Below are 18,271 nucleotides of genomic sequence, written 5' to 3'. Positions count from 1 at the left end.
ATTTACAGAATGGAAAGAGATAAGAGATTTACGTGGAAAAGATTTTAAATTAATGAGAACACCTCTTGTATATGATGGAAGAAATATATATGACACGAAAGAGATGAGTGAAAATAATATAGAATATTATTCAATAGGAAGGTAATTATGAAAGATAATTTTAACTATGATTTTTATAGATATTACAAAAGAGATTATATAAATAAGGATTTTCTATTATTATTAACTCATCATGATTTATTATTTATTTATCTTTTTAGAAAATCTAAAATAACTAAAAATAAATTAATGAAAATTATAATAAAATTTTTGTTAAGGAAAATAAGATTAAGATATGGTATAGAGATTGATAAATCAGTTGTTATAGGTCCCGGATTTTATATGGGACATCCTTATAATATAACAATTAATCCTGAAACTATTTTAGGTTCGAATATTAATATTCATAAAGGAGTTACAATAGGAAAAGAAAATAGAGGGGGAAGGAAGGGAGCTCCTATAATAGGAAATGATGTTTGGATAGGAGTAAATTCAACAATAGTTGGAAAAATAAAAATAGGAAATAATGTACTAATAGCTCCAAACACATATTGTAATAAAGATGTTCCAAATGATTCAATAGTTATTGGTAATCCTTGCATAATAAAAGAAAATATAGAAGCTACTAAAGGCTATATAAATAAAAGAATAGAGGTGTAGTTTAATTATATGAATAAAAAATATTTAATAACAGGGGCAGCTGGCTTTATAGGATATTATTTATCTAAAAAATTATTAGAAAAAGGAAAATTAGTAATTGGAATAGATAATATCAATGATTACTATGATATTAACCTAAAACATACAAGACTGGGTATTTTAAATAAATTTGAAAATTTTAAATTTATAAAGGAAGATATTTCAAATAAAGAAGAAATATTAGAAATATTTAAAAATGAAAAACCAAATATAGTTGTAAATCTTGCAGCTCAAGCGGGAGTAAGATATTCAATAGAAAATCCTGATGCATATATAAAAAGTAATATAGAAGGATTCTTTAATATATTAGAGGCTTGTAGATATTATTCAGTTGAGCATTTAGTTTACGCCTCATCAAGTTCTGTATATGGAAATAATAAGAAAGTGCCATTTGAAGAAAGTGATAATGTGGATAGTCCAGTATCATTATATGCAGCTACTAAAAAGTCAAATGAATTAATGGCAAGTACTTATAGTCATTTATATAAAATACCAGCAACAGGACTTAGATTCTTTACAGTGTATGGTCCAATGGGAAGACCTGATATGGCTTATTTTGGATTCACTGATAAATATTTTAATAATGAAGAAATTCACATATATAATAATGGTGATTTTGAGCATGATCTTTATAGGGATTTCACATATGTAGATGATATAGTGGAAGGAATAGAAAAATTAATAGATAAAGGTCCCAATATTAAAGAACTTCATAGAGTATTTAATATAGGAAATAATAATCCAGAGAAATTAATGACATTTATATTAACTTTAGAAAAATGCTTAAGTAAGTCTTTAAATAAAAACATAGAATTTGAGAAAATATATGAGGCAATAAAGTTAGGAGACGTTCCAAAAACCTATGCATCGACAGATAAATTGCAAAATGAAATAGGATTTAAACCAAAAACAAGTATAGAAGAAGGATTACAAAAATTTACAGATTGGTATGTGATGTATTATAGAAAATAAAATTATTAAAAGGAAATAAATATGAATAAGCCAATAAGAATATTACAGGTTTTAGCAACCTTAAATATAGGTGGAGCTGAAACTCTTGTAATGAATATATATAGGAATATTGATAGATCAAAAATTCAATTTGATTTCATGATCCATACGAATGAAAAATGTGATTATGAAGATGAGGTGTTAGCTTTAGGAGGAAGAATATATAGGGTATCAAGATATAAAGGGAAAAATCATTTTATTTATAAAAAAGAATGGAATAATTTTTTTAAAAATCATAAAGAGCATAAAATAATTCATGGTCATATAAGAAGTATAGCTGCCATATATTTAAAAATAGCTAAAAAATATGGAAGAATAACAATAGCTCATAGCCATAGCACTGCTTCTAGAGGGAATAGCTTAGAACAAATAGCTAAAAATATTATGCAACTTCCCATAAGATATATAGGAGATTATTTCTTTGCTTGTTCTAATGAAGCAGGAAAATGGTTGTTTGGAAAAAAAATATTAAATAATAAAAATTATAAACTTATAAAAAATGGGATAGAAGTTGAAAAATATATTTTTAATGAGAAAAAAAGAAAAAAAATAAGAAAAGCTTTAAAGTTAAATGGGAAATTTGTAATAGGACATGTAGGGACATTTACTTATCCTAAAAATCATAAATTTTTAATTGAAATTTTTAATGAAGTTTATAAGATTAATCCTAATTCAATACTTTTAATTGTTGGAGAAGGATCTTTAGAAAAACAGATAAAAGAGCAGATAAAAAAGTTGAAATTAGAATCTAAAGTTATATTTGCAGGAAGTGTTTTAAATGTAGGGGATTATTTGCAAGGAATGGATAGTTTTTTATTTCCATCAATATTTGAAGGTATGCCAATGTCTCTTATAGAAGCACAAGCCTCTGGATTAAATTGTATAGTTTCAGATTCTATAACAAAGGAATCTAAAATATTAAATAGTGTGAAATATATTTCATTAAAAGAATCAAGTAAATACTGGGCTAGAAAAATACTAGAAACATCTTATGAAAATGGAAGAAGAAATACATCAAAAGAAATTACAAATAATGGATATAATATAAAATCTATAGTAAAAGATTTAGAAGATGTATATTACTTAATGCAAAGGAGATAAAATGAAAAAAAAAATTTGTTTTATTTTACCTAGTTTATGGGGACATGGTGGAGCAGAAAGAGTAGCTTATAATTTATTAAATAACTTATCTTTAGATAAATTTGATCTGCATTTAATTTTAACCAAGGAAAAGGGAGATGCTTTTAAAAAATTAAGGAGTGAAGTTAAATATAGTATTCTTAATTGTAGAAAAAGTAGATATTCAATAATAAAAATATATAAGAAATTGAAAAAAATAAAACCAGATATAGTTATAATTTTTTCCTTTGAGATATCTATGCTAGTTGGAGTTTTTATAAGCCCTTTTTTAAAAAATATTAAGTTTATAAATAGACAATTAAATTTAATTTCTAAATCAAATTTTAGTTGCTTAAGAAAAATATTTTTAAAAATAGCATACGGAAATTTTAATAAAATAATAAGTCAATCTAAAGATATGACAGAAGATTTAATGAAAAATATTAAAATTTCAAAAGAAAAAATAATAGAAATTAATAATCCTGTTAATTTTAAAGAAATAAAAGAATTAAGTGAAAAGAAAATGGAAATAGAGTTTAATAGTAAAAATAAAAATCTTTTATGTGTGGGAAGACTTTCTAGACAAAAAGGTTTTGATAAGATAATAGAAATTATGAAGCTTTTTAAAGGGACTAATATAAAATTATATATTTTAGGAATAGGAAAAGAAAGAAAAAATCTAGATAATATGATAGAAAAATATGATTTAGAAGGGACAGTTTTTTTACTAGGTAGAAAAAGAAACCCATATATATATATGAAAAATGCTGATTTATTTATTTTAAGTTCTAGATATGAAGGATTTCCAAATTCTCTATTAGAGGCAGGGGTATGCGGATTATATTCAATTTGCAATGATTCACCTGGTGGAATTAATGAAATAATAGAAGAGGGGATTAATGGAAATATAATTGATTTTAATAATAAATTAGAAGTTAAAAATATAATCTTAAAGAATTTATATGAGGACAAGAATAAAGATAAGATAAGAAATATTGTTTTAGATAGATATAATTTAGAAAAAATAATAGGAAAATATAGTAAATTATTAGAAAACATTTAATAAAAGGGGGAGAGAATAATGAAAATTTACTTTATAATGTTAATTCTTATTTTTATTTGCTCTTTTATAAAGAATAAGTGCATTCAAAAAAGAGTAATATTTAGTATATTTTTTCTGGTTTCATCATTAAGATATATTTATTTAGGGACAGATACTTTTAGCTATATTAGTTATTTTAGAAGATTCAGTAGAAGTACTTTTAAGGAATTATTTTTAAAACAGCAAAGTATTGAAAGAGGATTTGCAATTTTTAATAAAGTCCTAGGATTAATAAGTAAAAATGAAAGATATTTTTTAGTTATGATTGCTATTATAGTAATGATTTTAATTACAAAATTTATATATGATAATTCTAAAATTCCATGGTTTAGTTTCTTTTTGTTTTTAAGTTTAGGTTTTTTTATAGCGAGTTTAAATATATTAAGACAAGTTTTAGCTGTACTTATAATGATAAATACATTGGATTATATAAGAAAAAGAAATATAAAAAAGTTTTTATTTTATTATTTTATTGCAATTTCAATTCATATAACAGCAGCAATTTTTATATTAGCTTATATTCTTTATCCAATAAAAGTAAATCTTAATTACATTTATTTTACACTTTTAATAACTGGTTTAATTCATTTATATGCAGATAAAATATTGATATTACTGTTTACTTTTTCAAATAAATATAGTTTAAGGTATACGAGTCATTTAAATAGTGGGCAAGGGAAAGGAATGCTAATAATGATTGTAGGGGTTCTTTCTTTAGGATATGTTTTAGAGAAATTAGAGATAAAAAGAGATAGAAATGTTATGTTTTATCATATGTTAACCCTTGCAGTTTTTTTACAAATCATAGCTTTAAAGTTTTCTTTATTTGTTAGAGTAGTTAATTATTTTTCCATAGGGTTAATAATTTTTATTCCAAATATAGTAAGCAAGATAGAAAGAAAAGATTTGAAGTTTTTAGTTGTTACAACAATTTGTATAATTACTAGTTTTTATTTATATATAATACTATATGAATCTTCTTCTGGAGTAGTCCCCTATAGATTTTTATTTCAGTAATAAAAACTTAAAGTAAGATTATTTAAAAGGGAGAAAATTTATGAATAAAAAAATATTATTTTTAGCAGGAGGATGTCATCCAGGCATTCAAGGAGGGATACAAACTTTTGGAAGGACATTGCAAAAGATGTTTTATGATAATATTATTTTTTTAGCGAATAAAAAAAAAGATAAAAAAATATTTAAAGTTGATAATGTAGAAGAAGTTTCAAGGGGGAGTTTTCTATTTAAAGTAATTAATAGATTTTTAAATAATAAATTAAGAGAAAAAAAGTTAATGAAAAAAATAAAAAGTATAAATCCAGATATTTGTATTTTAAGATCTCCTCAAGATTTAAAAAAATTAGATGCTATTGAATGTAAAAAAATATTAGTTCAACATACTAAATTAGATAGATGTTACAAAAATTGGAATTATTATAATTCAGAAATTAATTTATTTGAAAAATCTAAGGAAGAATTAAGTTATTTTGTAGTAACTTCTTTAAAAGATAGATATATATTAAATGAAAAATATAAATTTCCAATGGAAAAGATAAAAGTTATAAGACATTCTTGCGAGCTTGATTTATTAGAAAAAGTAAAGATAAGAAATAAAAATTTAATAATGATAGGAAGATTAGATAATGAAAATAAAAGGTTTGATTTAGCTATAAGAGTTATGAAAAAGTTGCCTGATTTTAAGCTTAAAATTTTTGGAGATGGTCTAGATAAAAAAATATTAGAACAAATAATAATAAAAGAAAAACTAAAAAATGTATTTTTATGTGGTCCAACAGACATAGTTAAAAATAAATTGGATGAGTCAGGAATTTTAGTAATAACAAGTGATGTGGAAGGTTATCCTATAACAAGTATAGAGGCTATGAGAAGAGGATTACCTATTATTTTAAGAAATACATTTGAAGGAGCAAGTGACATAGTTATTGATAATGGAATATTACTAGAAAAAGAATGGGAAGAAAATAAATTTATAGAAGGAATAAAAAAAATATACAATAATTATGATTATTATTCAAAAAATAGCTTAAAAATGGGTAAAAGACATGATATTAAAGTTATAAAAAAAGAATGGGAAAGTATATTTTATGAATAAAAAAGGAGAAAAAAAGTGAAATATTTTATTATAACAGTGGATACAGAAGGAGACAATTTATGGGCTTATAATGGAGGAAAGATCACAACTAATAATTCAAAATATATCCCAAGATTTCAAAATTTATGTAATAAATTTAATTTAAAGCCAGTTTATTTAACAAATTATGAAATGGTTAATGATGACTATTTTGTTGAATATATAAAAGGAGTGTTAAAGAATAATCAATGTGAAGTGGGGATGCATTTACATGCATGGAATAGTCCTCCTTTTTATAAATTAGAAAAAAAATATGATGGGAATCCCTTTTTAGTAGAATATCCAGAAGAAATAATGGAATTAAAAATAAAAAATATGTTGGAGTTATTAGAAAAAAAAATAGGAACAAAAATTATTTCTCATAGAGCAGGAAGATGGATAATAAACGATTTATATTTTAAGGTATTAAAAAAATACGGATTAAAAGTTGATTGTTCAGTAACTCCTTTTGTAGATTATTCTAAGACACAAGGTAGAACTCAATTTGGAATAGATTATAAAAAATATAAAAAAGATTGTAGTTATATATACAACAATATATTAGAGGTACCAATGTCTATTAGAAAATTTAGATATTTTAGTCAAGGGAGTTTAAAACATAGGGCAAGAGTTCTTCTAAAAGGAAATAATATTTGGTTAAGACCTGCATTAAGTACCTTGGAAGAAATGAAAAAGGCAATAAATAAAATAGAAAAAGAAAGTGATTATTTAGAGTTTATGATTCATTCTTCAGAACTTATGCCAGGAGGGAGCCCTTATTTTAAGGAAGAAAAAGATATAGAAAAATTATATGATTCAATGAAAGAATTATTTATATATGCTATAAAAAAAGGTTATAAGGGCATAACTTTAAAAGATTATTATAATATAAAAAAGAAAGGAAATAAAAAGGCATGAAAATAGGGATATTAACATTTCATAATACTACAAATTTTGGTTCTATGTTACAAACATATGGACTGTATAAAGCTATTGAAAATCTTGGTCAAGAACCTGAAATAATAAATTATAATTGTAAATTTTTAGAAGATAAAGAAATTCCTAAAAATATTAGATTACATTTAAAGCTAAAAGAAAATATTAAAGAAATTTTAATATATAATAAAATCAGAAAAAAATATAAGAAGTTAACTTTATTTTTAAAGAATAATGTAAAATTAAGTAAACCGTATAATGTTAATAATATAAAAGACTCAAGCAATAAATATGATAAATTTTTTGTAGGAAGCGATATTGTTTGGGGATTAGATATAACTTCTAATGATTATACTTATTTTTTAAATTTTATAAAAAATAAAAATAAAAAATATTCTTTTTCATCTTCTATTGGAAATAAATGGAAAGAAAATCAAAAAATAGAAGTTAAAAAACTGTTGACTGATTTTAAACAAATAGCAGTTAGAGAAATAGAAGCTAAAAAATGGGTAGATGAATTAGTAAAGAAAAAAGTGGATGTGGTATGTGATCCAACTATGTTGATTAAAAATGAATGGAATAAATTTATAATGGAAGAGGATAAAAATGAAAAATATGTATTGGTTTATTTTAATGACTCTAATAATAAATGTTTAGAATCAGCAATGAGATATGCTGCTAGAAATAATTTGAAAATATATTATATTAATTATAGCTTACCATTATCCAAGGTGAAAAATATTAAACCAGAAAGTATAGAAGAGTTTTTAACTTTAATTTATAATGCTGAATTTATTTCTACAGCTTCTTATCATGGATTGTTATTTTCTTTATATTTCAATAAAAAATTTGCATATTTTAATAGAGCCCATAAATCTAGAATGGATTCTTTAGGAAAAATGTTATCTATTTGTGATAGAGATGGTATCAAAAATGATATTTTAAAAATGGGGGAATTAAATTATGATGAAATAAATAAAAAAATAGATATAATAAAAGAAAAATCATTAGATATTTTAAAAGGAATGTTAGATGAATAGAAATTAGAATATATAGGAGGAAATTTGAAAAAGATAAAATTTAGTATAATAATACCAGTTTATAATTCAGAAAATAGCTTAAAACAGTGTATGGATTCTATATTAGGTCAAACCTATAAAAATTATGAAATTATTATAATAAATGATGGTTCTGAGGATAATAGTATTAACATTTGCAATAACTATAGAAATTATGATCAAAGAATAAAAATATATAATCAAGAGAATAGAGGTGTAAGTTATTCAAGAAATAAAGGGATTAAAAAATCAAAGGGTGAATATTTAGTTTTTATAGATTCAGATGATTATATAGAAAAAGATATGTTAGAAATATTAGATAAGGAAACAAAAAAAGATACTCCAGATATATTATATTTTGGAATTAAATTTATAGATTTACAAAGGAAGTTACTTCAGATAAAAGCGCCTTCTTTTAATTCTTTGTCTTTAGATAAAGAATATATTTATAATGATTTAAAAATAAAAAATGAAATTTTTGGATTTACATGGTCAAAAATTATAAAAAGAGATATAGTTATAGAAAATAATATTTTGTATAATGAAAATATGGAATTATATGAAGATCTTGTGTTTACATGCAAAGTATTCAAAAAAGTAAAAACGATAAAAACGATAAAAAAGCCTTTATATAATTATGTTATAGGAGAAAATGATTCGGGAAAATTAAGTAAAAAATATCATAAAAATATGAAGGAGTTAAAGTCAGAGATAATATTATTTTTAGTTGAATTTATGGATGATATGAAATTTAAAGATTCTATAAAATTAAAAATAAAGCTAAAAAATTATGAAAATTTTATTGATTATATGATTGTAAATTATTTAAATGAAAAAAAATTAAAAAAGGATGATAAAAAAATATCAAAGTTTTATAAAGAAATAATGAATGATAATATATTTAAAGATTTTATAAACATAAGAAAAGAATATCAAAAAGAAATAAGGAATATAAATCAATTATTTATATATATATTATTGCTCTCAAAAAGCAAATATTTTTTAACTTTATTTTTATATTTAAAAAAACTAAAAAGAAATAAAAATTTTAGTTAATTAAGGAGATTTTATGTTCTTAAAAAAAGTATATAAGGGTATGCTTATTAATTTTATATGTACATTTATTCCTTGTATTATAAGTTTTATAGTAAATAAATATTTTGTAGAATTTATGGGAATTGAATATTTAGGATTAATGAGATTATTTACTCAACTTCTAGCATATTTAGGTATTGTTGAGATGGGATTAGGATCTGCTTCAGCCTATTCTTTATATAAACCTCTTGCTGAAAAAGATTATAGAAGATTAAACATAGTTATATCTACAATATCTAGTTTATATAAAAAAATAGCCTTTTTTATTTTAATTATGGGATTAGTTTTAGTTCCATTTTTAAAATTTTTTATAAAAGATATAAATATAACTAATATGATAATTTTATATTGGATATTATACTTAACTAATACAGTATTAAATTATTTATTTATAAAATATAATATATTATTTACAGCTAATCAAGAATATAATTTTGTTAGAGTAGTTCAGGCTTCAACTAGGATTTTAAGTCAAATATTGAAGATTTATGTTATTTTAAGATATAAATCATTTTTATTATTTATTAGTTGTATATTACTTGAGACTGGAATTCAATATTTATTATTTAAAAAATACTATAATAAAAATTATTCTTTTATAAAAAAAACAAAGATAAGGGACAAAATTATAGTGAAAAATTTAAAAAATTTGTTTTTTCATAGAATTGGAGAATTAGTAGTTTTTAATACAGATTTAATATTAATATCAAAATTTATATCCTTGAAAACAGTAGGGGTATATGCAAGTTATCGTATGCTAATAAAATTACTTAAAATGAGCTTAAATGTTATAACAGGAGTCTTATCTCCAATGATTGGTAGATTTGTAGCAATACATTCAGATGAAGAAAATTTTAATTTATGGAAAAAAATAAATATAGTTTATGTATTTATGGGAGTTATAGGAACGTATTGTTTTTATGAACTATCCACTGATTTTGTTATTATTTGGATAGGAAAGGAAAACACTTTTATTAAAGAAACTGTATTTTTATTAAGTGTAAATTTATATATAATATTTATAAGATGTATAACTGAGAAATTTAAAAATTCTTATGGATTTTTTGATGATATACAATTACCTATATTAGAAAGTATATTAAATTTTTCTGTTTCTTTGATATTAGTTATAAAGATAGGACTAAATGGAGTAATAATAGGGACAATTGTTTCTGATATATTTGTAATATTGATATTAAAACCAATACTAGTATTTAAAAGATGCTTTAAAAAAAGTATAGGTTGTTATGCAAGATTATATTTAAACTATATTTTTCTTTCAATAATATCAATATTATTGGTTAGTAATATTGTAAATAAATATTTTGATAAAAATATAAGTGATTTTTACGACTGGACTTTAAAGGGTTTTGAGATATTTATATTAACAACTATTATATCACTTCTAATTTTTTTATCAAATAATGATTTTAGAAAGGGAATTAAAAATATTTTTAAGGATATATTTAAAGAAATTAAAAAATAAAGAGAATATGCTAAAAGAATATTTTATAAAAATAAAAAGACTGCAAAGATAATTTGCAGTCTTTTATGATTATATCTATTTTTCTAGCTTTTCTAAAAAATGACTTACAGGTAAAAATGCAGCTCCAATTAAATTAGAAAAATCACCATAATTTGAAAATTCTAAGATATTATTGTTTTTAAAAAATATATTATTGAATATTTTTTTTGTAAGAGCTTCTTCTATTATATTTTTATAGTTAGCTATAAGGCCTCCAATAATAATTTTATCTAAATCAAGTAAGAAGAGAAGACTTCTAATACTTGATGCAAGATAAGTTGTATATTCATCTAAGATTTTCTTTCCTTTTTCTTTTTCGTATAATTTTTTAGAAAATATTTCCACAAATGATAAATTTTTAAAATTAAATTCTTCTTCAAAGCTTTTAATTAAAGCTTCATTAGAACAATAAGTCTCAAGACATCCGTGATTTCCACAGTTACAAGCTCTTCCATTTAATTCCACTGTGAAATGTCCAAACTCTCCAGCCTTAGATGTTGATCCTGAATAAAGATTTCCATTTAATATTATTCCTGCTCCTATTCCAGATTCAATAGAAATAAAAGCTAAGTTATTAAAATCACCAGTTTCGTTTAAAAAGAACTCTCCCATAGCACCAGCGTTAGCTTCATTTATTAAATAAACTGGTAAATTAAAAGTTTCTTCTAAAATATCAAAGTTTTTAGCAAATATATTAAAATTTGTTCCTATTTCAAAAATTTTCTTATCATTATTAACTATCCCAGAAAGGGAAATTCCTATTCCTATTATTTTATTTTTATATTCAAAATTCAATAAGAACATTTTTAGTTGCTCGCTTATATATGACACAAAATTGTTATCATTGAAAAATTCTTTAACAATAACAGTTTTTTTTATTTCTATTCCACTTAGATTTATTAATATAAAACTAATAGAATGAAGTTCTACTTTTATTCCTATTGAATAAAAAGAATTTGGATTATATTTATATAAAAGTGCCTTTCTTTTTATATTTTCATTTGAAAAACCACTATCAACTATAATTTCTTTTTCTAAAAGAATATTTATTATTTTAGTCGCTGTTGGAAAACTAACATTTAGAGAAGTAGATAGTTCTTTTTTTGTAAATATATTGTTTTTAGCAATATAACTGTAGGCTCTATTTATATTTTTAAACTTTTCTTTTTTCTGATAAATTAAATTATTCATAAGCTTTCTCCTTAAGACAATTATGTATATTTAAAATTTAACATATAATAAAAAATAAGTCAATTTAATTAATTTTTTGTGTCATATTAAAGCTAGGTAACTTTCTTAAAATTCTATGGTTTTTAAAGTGTAAGAATGTTCTGAAAATAAATATAATAAATTTAAACTTGACATAAAAATAAAAATAGGGTATATTTTCAGTATAAATTAAAGTCAATTTAATTAATCAAAAATATAGGAGGAGAAATGGAATTTTTTAAAGGAATAGATAAAATAAAATATGAAGGCAGTAAGAGTATAAATGCATTATCTTTTAAATACTATAATCCTGAAGAAGTTGTATTAGGGAAAAAGATGAAGGAACATTTGAAATTTGCAATGTCATATTGGCATACCCTAACAGGTGGAGGAATGGATCCATTTGGAGAACAAACTATTATTAGAAGCTGGGATGCTTTAAATCCTATGGAAAAAGCAAAGGCTAGAGTTAAAGCAGGATTTGAATTTATGGAAAAATTAGGAATTGAATATTTTTGTTTTCATGACAAAGATATAGCTCCTGAGGCTGATACTTTAGAGGAATATTTTAAAAATTTAGATGAAATAGTTGATGAGATAGAAAAAGAAATGAAAAGAACAGGAATAAGACTTTTATGGGGGACATCTAATATGTTTTCAAATAAAAGATTTGTTCACGGAGCGGCAACTACTTGTAATGCAGATGTTTTTGCATGGGGAGCAGCTCAAGTTAAAAAAGCATTAGAGATTACCAAAAGATTAAATGGTTCTGGTTATGTCTTCTGGGGTGGAAGAGAAGGATATGAAACTTTATTAAATACAGACATGGGTCTAGAATTAGATAATTTAGCTAGAATGTTAACTTTTGCAAAGGAATATGCAAATGAAATTGGATTTGAAGGTCAGTTCTATATAGAACCGAAACCAAAAGAACCAACAAAACATCAGTATGATTTTGATTCAGGAACTGTAATTGGATTTTTAAGAAAATATAATTTAGATAAAGATTTTAAATTAAATATAGAGGCAAATCATGCAACTCTTGCAGGACATACTTTTCAACATGAATTAAGAGTGGCAAGAACAAATAATATGCTTGGAAGTATTGATGCTAATATGGGAGATACTCTTTTAGGTTGGGATACAGATCAATTCCCTACAAATATTTATGATTCAACACTTGCTATGTATGAAGTGTTAATGGATGGTGGATTTAAAGAGGGCGGACTTAATTTTGATGCTAAATTGAGAAGAGCTTCAATTGATGTTGAAGATATGTTCTTTGCTTATATAGCTGGAATGGATACTTTTGCAAAGGGATTACAAGTTGCAGCAAAACTATATGAAGATCAAGTTTTGGAAAATATAATAAAAGAAAGATACTCTAGTTTTGATACTGGAATAGGTAAGAAAATAGTAAATAAAGAGGTTGGATTAAAGGAACTTTCTGATTATGCTCTAGGTTTAAAAGAAATAAAAAATACTTCTGGAAACCAAGAAAAATTAGAAATGATATTAAATCAATATATCTTAGGATAGGTGAATAAAATGTATATTGGAATAGATATAGGAACTTCATCAGTTAAAACTTTGCTAATGGATTCTCTTGGAGAAGTTGTAAGAACATCTTCAAGGGAATACCCCCTTATTTTTGTAAAGGATGGTTGGATAGAACAACATCCTAGTGACTGGTATGAAAAAACTATTGAATCTTTAAAGGAATTAGTGGTTGGTTATGAAGATAAGATAAAAGCAATAAGTTTTAGTGGGCAAATGCATGGCCTTGTTGTTTTAGATGAAAATGATAAGGTTATTAGACCTGCAATGCTTTGGTGTGATCAAAGAACTGAAAAAGAATGTAAATATTTAAATAATGATATAGGAAAGAAGAAATTAATAAGTTTAACAGGAAATATTGCACTTACAGGATTTACTCTTCCTAAAATACTTTGGATGAAAAATAATGAACTAGATAAATTTAACAAAATATCAAAAATAATGCTTCCTAAAGACTATATTGCATATAAGTTAAGTGGTAATTTTGCAACAGATGTAAGTGATGCATCTGGAACATTGATGTTAGATGTTAAAAATAGAAAATGGTCATGTGAAATGTTAAAAATAGCTGGTATAGATGAAAGTAAACTACCAAAGGTATACGAATCTTATGAAAGTATAGGAACTTTAACAAAGAAAATATCAGATGAGCTAGGATTAAATGAAAATATTAAAATAGTTATAGGTGGTGGAGATCAAGCTATTGGGGCTGTTGGACTTGGGGTTGTGAGTGAAGAAAATTTATCAGTTTCACTTGGGACATCAGGTGTAGTTTTTTCAAATAGTGATGAATATACATTTGATGATGAGGCTAGGGTACATTCTTTTTGCAATTCAGCTTCTAAATATCATCAAATGGGAGTAATACTTTCTGCTGCATCATCTTTAAAATGGTGGGTTGAAAATATAAATAAAACTGATGACTACAAAGCTTTAATGGAAGAAGCTAGTAAATCAGAAAATGAGAGCATATACTTCATGCCTTATCTAGTTGGAGAAAGAACTCCTCATAATGATTCTAATATAAGAGGATCTTTTGTTGGTCTTAGTGCAATTGATACAAGAGGAGATATGACAAAGGCTGTTTTAGAAGGAGTAAGTTTTGCTTTAAGAGATTCTTATGAAATATTAAAAGAGATGAAAGTTAAAGGAAATGTTATTAGGCTTAGTGGAGGGGGAGCTAAAAATAAATTATGGAGAGAAATAATTTCTAATGTTTTTAATTTAAAAGTAGAAATTTTAAATTCTATAGAAGGTCCAGCCTTTGGAGCAAGTATAATAGCAGCTGTTGGAGATGAAAAATATGATAATGTGAAAATGGCTTGTGATTCCTTAATCAAAGTTACTGAAGAAATATTTCCAAATGAAGAGAAATCAAAAAAATATAATGAAAAATATAACAAGTTTAAGCAACTGTATCCGATGATGTGTGAATTTTATAAATAATTAGGAGGGCGAGACAATGAAAAAGAAACCAAGTTTTTTACAGGCAGTGATACCAATTATTTCAATGATATTATTATTAGGAGTTGGTTATGGGGTTTATGGATTAAGAGCAGAGGTGTTAATGTTAATATCTGCAGGAATAGCAGGTATTATAGCAATTCATTTAGGTTATACTTGGGAAGATATTATGAATTCAATAGTTGGAAAACTTTCAAAAACAATGCCAGCAATATTAATCCTTATAATTGTTGGAGTTTTAATAGGAAGTTGGATGCTAGGTGGAACAATTCCAATGATGGTATATTACGGACTTAAAATAATAAATCCTAAGTTTATAGTTATCACTTCATTTGTAGTAACTGCATTTGTATCCCTTTGTACTGGAACTTCATGGGGAAGTGCTGGGACAATAGGGGTTGCTCTTATGGGAGTAGCAGCAGGAATGGGAATGCCACTTCCAATAGTTGCAGGTGCAGTAGTTTCTGGAGCATATTTTGGAGATAAAATGTCACCTTTATCAGACACAACTAATCTAGCTCCAATAGCAGCAGGAACAAGTTTATATGAACATATTGGGCACATGATATTTACAACAGGTCCAGCATTTATTTTATCATCTATTGTTTATATAATAGTAGGATTAAAAATACCAGTTTCAGAAATGGCAACACCAGAAAAAGTAGGAGTGATATTATCAACATTAGATAAAATGTTCACATGGAATCCTTTAATTATATTACCTCCAGTATTAGTATTATATGGTTCTTTTAAGAAAAAACCAACTATTCCAGTAATGCTTATATCAAGTTCTATAGCATTATTTAATGGAATTGTTTTCCAAAAGTTTACTTTACAACAAGCTTTTGAATCAACAATAAGTGGATTTAATATTTCTATGATTTCAGGAATAGATTCATCATCAGTAATAGCAGATATTCCAAGATTATTAAATAGAGGTGGAATGAATTCAATGCTTGGAACAGTATTAATAGCTTTTTGTGCCTATGGATTTGCAGGAACAATATCTGTAAACGGATCTTTAGATATAGTTTTAGAAAGAGTTTTGAAAAGTGTAAAATCAACAGGAAGTTTAATACTTGCAACTTTGGTTTCTTGTTTCACTGCAGTATGTGTTACATCTAATGGACAATTATCAATATTAATTCCTGGTGAAATGTTTAAGAATAGTTATTTAGCAAGAAAACTAGATCCTAAAAATTTATCAAGAACTTTAGAAGATGGAGCTACAGTTATAGAACCATTAGTACCTTGGACAGCAGCAGGTATGTATATGGCAACAACTTTAGGAGTTCCAACTTTAGAATATTTACCTTGGGCAATATTATGTTATTCTGGTTGTATATTTGCAACTATCTGGGGATATACAGGTAAATTTATAGCTAAAATAGATGAATCAGATGAAAGATATCAAGAATATTTAAAAGAACATGAAAAAATAAAATAGTAATTATAGATGGGAGATAATTATGAATAGTTATGATGAGATAATAAATAGATTTGGAACAAATTGTGCAAAGTGGGATGAACATAAAGATGAATTAGGAGAAGATATATTACAGTTAGCAGTCGCAGATATGGATTTTAGATCACCTAAAGAAATTATTAATAAAATGTTAGATGTTGTAAATCATGGTATTTTTGGATATACAATTTTACCAGAGACTTATTATAAGTCAACAATAGACTGGTATAAAAAAAGACATAGTTACACAATAAAAAAAGACTGGATATTATATTCACCTAGAGTTGGGATAGGTGCAAATACTATTGTTCAAGAATTAACAGACGTGGGAGATGACATTATAGTAAATACTCCTGCCTACCCTACATTAACAGAAGTTGTTTTGAAAAATAATAGAAATTTAATTGAAAGTCCACTAGTATTAAAAAATAATAGATATGAGATAGATTTTGAAAATCTAGAAAAAGTTGTAACTGAAAAAACAAAAATATTCATGCTTTGTAATCCTCATAATCCTACAGGAAGAGTTTTTACAAGAGAAGAATTATTGAAAATAGTTGAATTTTGTAAAAAATATGATTTATATATTATATCAGATGAGATACATTGTGATTTAACTTTCCCATCTAAAAAACATATTCCAATATGTAGTGTATCTAAAGAAGCAGAGGGAAGAAGTATAATTTGCAGTTCTATTACGAAAACTTTTAATGTTCCAGGTGTTATAACTTCTAACTTAATTATTCCAAATAAAGAGATTAGAGAAAAAATATTAATAGCTTTTGATAAAGCTGTAATCCATAATCCTAATATATTCGGGGCAGCTATCACAGAGGTAGCATATAATGATTGTGAATATTGGTTAAATGACACAATGGAATATATTATAGAAAACAGAAATTATTTGAAGGAATATTTAGAAAAATATATTCCAAAATTAAAATTAATTGATGCTGAAGGAACTTATTTAGCTTGGATTGATTTTAAAGAAACAAATATAGAAGATGCTGAGCTTCAAAAATTATTTATAGAAAAAGCAAGAGTAAATGTATATATGGGAAATCATTTTGGAGAAGTTGGGAAAGGTTATATAAGAGTTAATCTAGCAACTCCTAGAAAAAATATAGAAACTTTCTTAAATAATATAGAAAAATATTTAAAATAATAATATTAGTGAAGTTTAAGAATAGGAGGAAAATTGAAAATATTTATAGATACAGCTAATATAGAAGAAATAAAAGATGCAAATGATATGGGAGTAATTTGTGGTGTTACAACAAATCCTAGCTTGATTGCAAGAGAAGGAAGAGATTTTAAACAAGTGATAGGAGAAATATCACAAATAGTTGACGGGCCAATAAGTGCAGAAGTTATTTCTTTAGAGCATGATAAAATGATAGAAGAAGCAATTCCTCTTTCAAAAATTCATAAAAATATAGTTATAAAACTTCCAATGACAATTGAAGGTTTAAAAGCTTGTAAAAAATTAACTGAGATGGGGATAAAAACTAATGTAACTTTAATATTTACAGCTAGTCAAGCTTTGCTTGCTGCTAGAGCAGGAGCTACTTATGTGAGTCCTTTCTTAGGAAGGTTAGATGATATTGGACAAAATAGTTTAGAGTTAATAGAAGATATAGCTAAAATATTTAAAGTCCATGATATAAAAAGTGAAATAATAGGAGCAAGTATAAGAAATCCTTGGCATGTGAAGGAAATAGCAAAAAGAGGAGCTCATATAGGAACAATTCCTTATTCAACAATAATTGCTATGACAAAACATGAATTAACTAATAAAGGAATTGAAAAATTTTTAAAAGATTGGGAAAGTTTAAAAAAATAATATGTTAAAGTAATATAA

Annotated in this window: 16 protein-coding genes; 15 read left to right on the top strand and 1 reads right to left on the bottom strand. The window is 24.5% G+C overall.

Features of this window, described 5'->3' with window-relative positions:
• Window positions 1-147 precede the first annotated feature (147 nt).
• From Q7K47_08475 to Q7K47_08430, 10 genes are read left to right on the top strand one after another with little or no spacing between them, the layout of a single operon-like run.
• Window positions 148-699, top strand: coding sequence for a serine acetyltransferase (locus Q7K47_08475; GenBank protein MDP0507234.1), 552 nt, complete (start codon window positions 148-150; stop codon window positions 697-699).
• A gap of 9 nt (window positions 700-708) precedes the next feature.
• Complete coding sequence (locus Q7K47_08470) at window positions 709-1,710, top strand: GDP-mannose 4,6-dehydratase (GenBank protein ID MDP0507233.1); 1,002 nt, start codon at window positions 709-711, stop codon at window positions 1,708-1,710.
• Window positions 1,711-1,731: 21 nt separating this feature from the next.
• On the top strand, window positions 1,732-2,850 hold the full coding sequence (locus Q7K47_08465) for a glycosyltransferase family 1 protein (GenBank protein MDP0507232.1): 1,119 nt from the start codon (window positions 1,732-1,734) through the stop codon (window positions 2,848-2,850).
• Between the two features lies 1 nt (window position 2,851).
• A complete protein-coding gene (locus tag Q7K47_08460; protein MDP0507231.1) occupies window positions 2,852-3,931 on the top strand; it encodes a glycosyltransferase in 1,080 nt (359 codons plus the stop codon).
• Between the two features lie 18 nt (window positions 3,932-3,949).
• Entirely contained in the window at window positions 3,950-4,987 is a 1,038-nt protein-coding gene (locus Q7K47_08455) for an EpsG family protein (GenBank protein MDP0507230.1), read from the top strand.
• A gap of 40 nt (window positions 4,988-5,027) precedes the next feature.
• Window positions 5,028-6,083, top strand: a complete 1,056-nt coding sequence (locus Q7K47_08450) for a glycosyltransferase (protein ID MDP0507229.1) — start codon at window positions 5,028-5,030, stop codon at window positions 6,081-6,083.
• A 15-nt stretch (window positions 6,084-6,098) separates the two neighbouring features.
• Entirely contained in the window at window positions 6,099-7,019 is a 921-nt protein-coding gene (locus tag Q7K47_08445) for a hypothetical protein (protein ID MDP0507228.1), read from the top strand.
• Entirely contained in the window at window positions 7,016-8,077 is a 1,062-nt protein-coding gene (locus Q7K47_08440) for a polysaccharide pyruvyl transferase family protein (protein MDP0507227.1), read from the top strand. Before Q7K47_08445 ends, Q7K47_08440 begins: the two co-directional genes overlap by 4 nt.
• Window positions 8,078-8,101: 24 nt before the next feature.
• Entirely contained in the window at window positions 8,102-9,151 is a 1,050-nt protein-coding gene (locus Q7K47_08435; protein MDP0507226.1) for a glycosyltransferase family 2 protein, read from the top strand.
• 13 nt (window positions 9,152-9,164) lie between these two features.
• The gene (locus Q7K47_08430) at window positions 9,165-10,676 is read left to right on the top strand and encodes an oligosaccharide flippase family protein (GenBank protein ID MDP0507225.1); all 1,512 of its coding nucleotides are present in this window, start codon (window positions 9,165-9,167) and stop codon (window positions 10,674-10,676) included.
• A gap of 75 nt (window positions 10,677-10,751) precedes the next feature.
• On the opposite strand, the gene Q7K47_08425 is transcribed toward Q7K47_08430, so the two are convergent.
• The gene (locus Q7K47_08425) at window positions 10,752-11,906 is read right to left on the bottom strand and encodes an ROK family protein (GenBank protein ID MDP0507224.1); all 1,155 of its coding nucleotides are present in this window, start codon (window positions 11,904-11,906) and stop codon (window positions 10,752-10,754) included.
• Window positions 11,907-12,152: 246 nt separating this feature from the next.
• Between Q7K47_08425 and xylA the strand changes: the two genes are divergently transcribed.
• Genes xylA through fsa form a run of 5 tightly spaced genes read left to right on the top strand, consistent with a single transcriptional unit; the run spans window position 12,153 to window position 18,253 of the window.
• The gene (gene xylA / locus Q7K47_08420; GenBank protein ID MDP0507223.1) at window positions 12,153-13,463 is read left to right on the top strand and encodes a xylose isomerase; all 1,311 of its coding nucleotides are present in this window, start codon (window positions 12,153-12,155) and stop codon (window positions 13,461-13,463) included.
• Window positions 13,464-13,472: 9 nt separating this feature from the next.
• Window positions 13,473-14,927, top strand: a complete 1,455-nt coding sequence (gene xylB / locus Q7K47_08415; GenBank protein MDP0507222.1) for a xylulokinase — start codon at window positions 13,473-13,475, stop codon at window positions 14,925-14,927.
• A 16-nt stretch (window positions 14,928-14,943) separates the two neighbouring features.
• A complete protein-coding gene (gene nhaC / locus Q7K47_08410; GenBank protein ID MDP0507221.1) occupies window positions 14,944-16,392 on the top strand; it encodes a Na+/H+ antiporter NhaC in 1,449 nt (482 codons plus the stop codon).
• Window positions 16,393-16,414: 22 nt separating this feature from the next.
• Window positions 16,415-17,575 carry a MalY/PatB family protein gene (locus Q7K47_08405; protein ID MDP0507220.1) on the top strand — a complete coding sequence of 387 codons (1,161 nt, stop codon included), beginning with the start codon at window positions 16,415-16,417 and terminating at the stop codon, window positions 17,573-17,575.
• A 33-nt stretch (window positions 17,576-17,608) separates the two neighbouring features.
• Window positions 17,609-18,253, top strand: a complete 645-nt coding sequence (gene fsa, locus Q7K47_08400; protein MDP0507219.1) for a fructose-6-phosphate aldolase — start codon at window positions 17,609-17,611, stop codon at window positions 18,251-18,253.
• Window positions 18,254-18,271 lie beyond the last annotated feature (18 nt).

The organism is Fusobacterium sp. JB019, from assembly GCA_030673965.1.
In the GTDB taxonomy this organism is placed as follows: Bacteria; Fusobacteriota; Fusobacteriia; order Fusobacteriales; family Fusobacteriaceae; genus Fusobacterium_B.
This window is presented reverse-complemented; position numbering and strand designations above follow the sequence as displayed.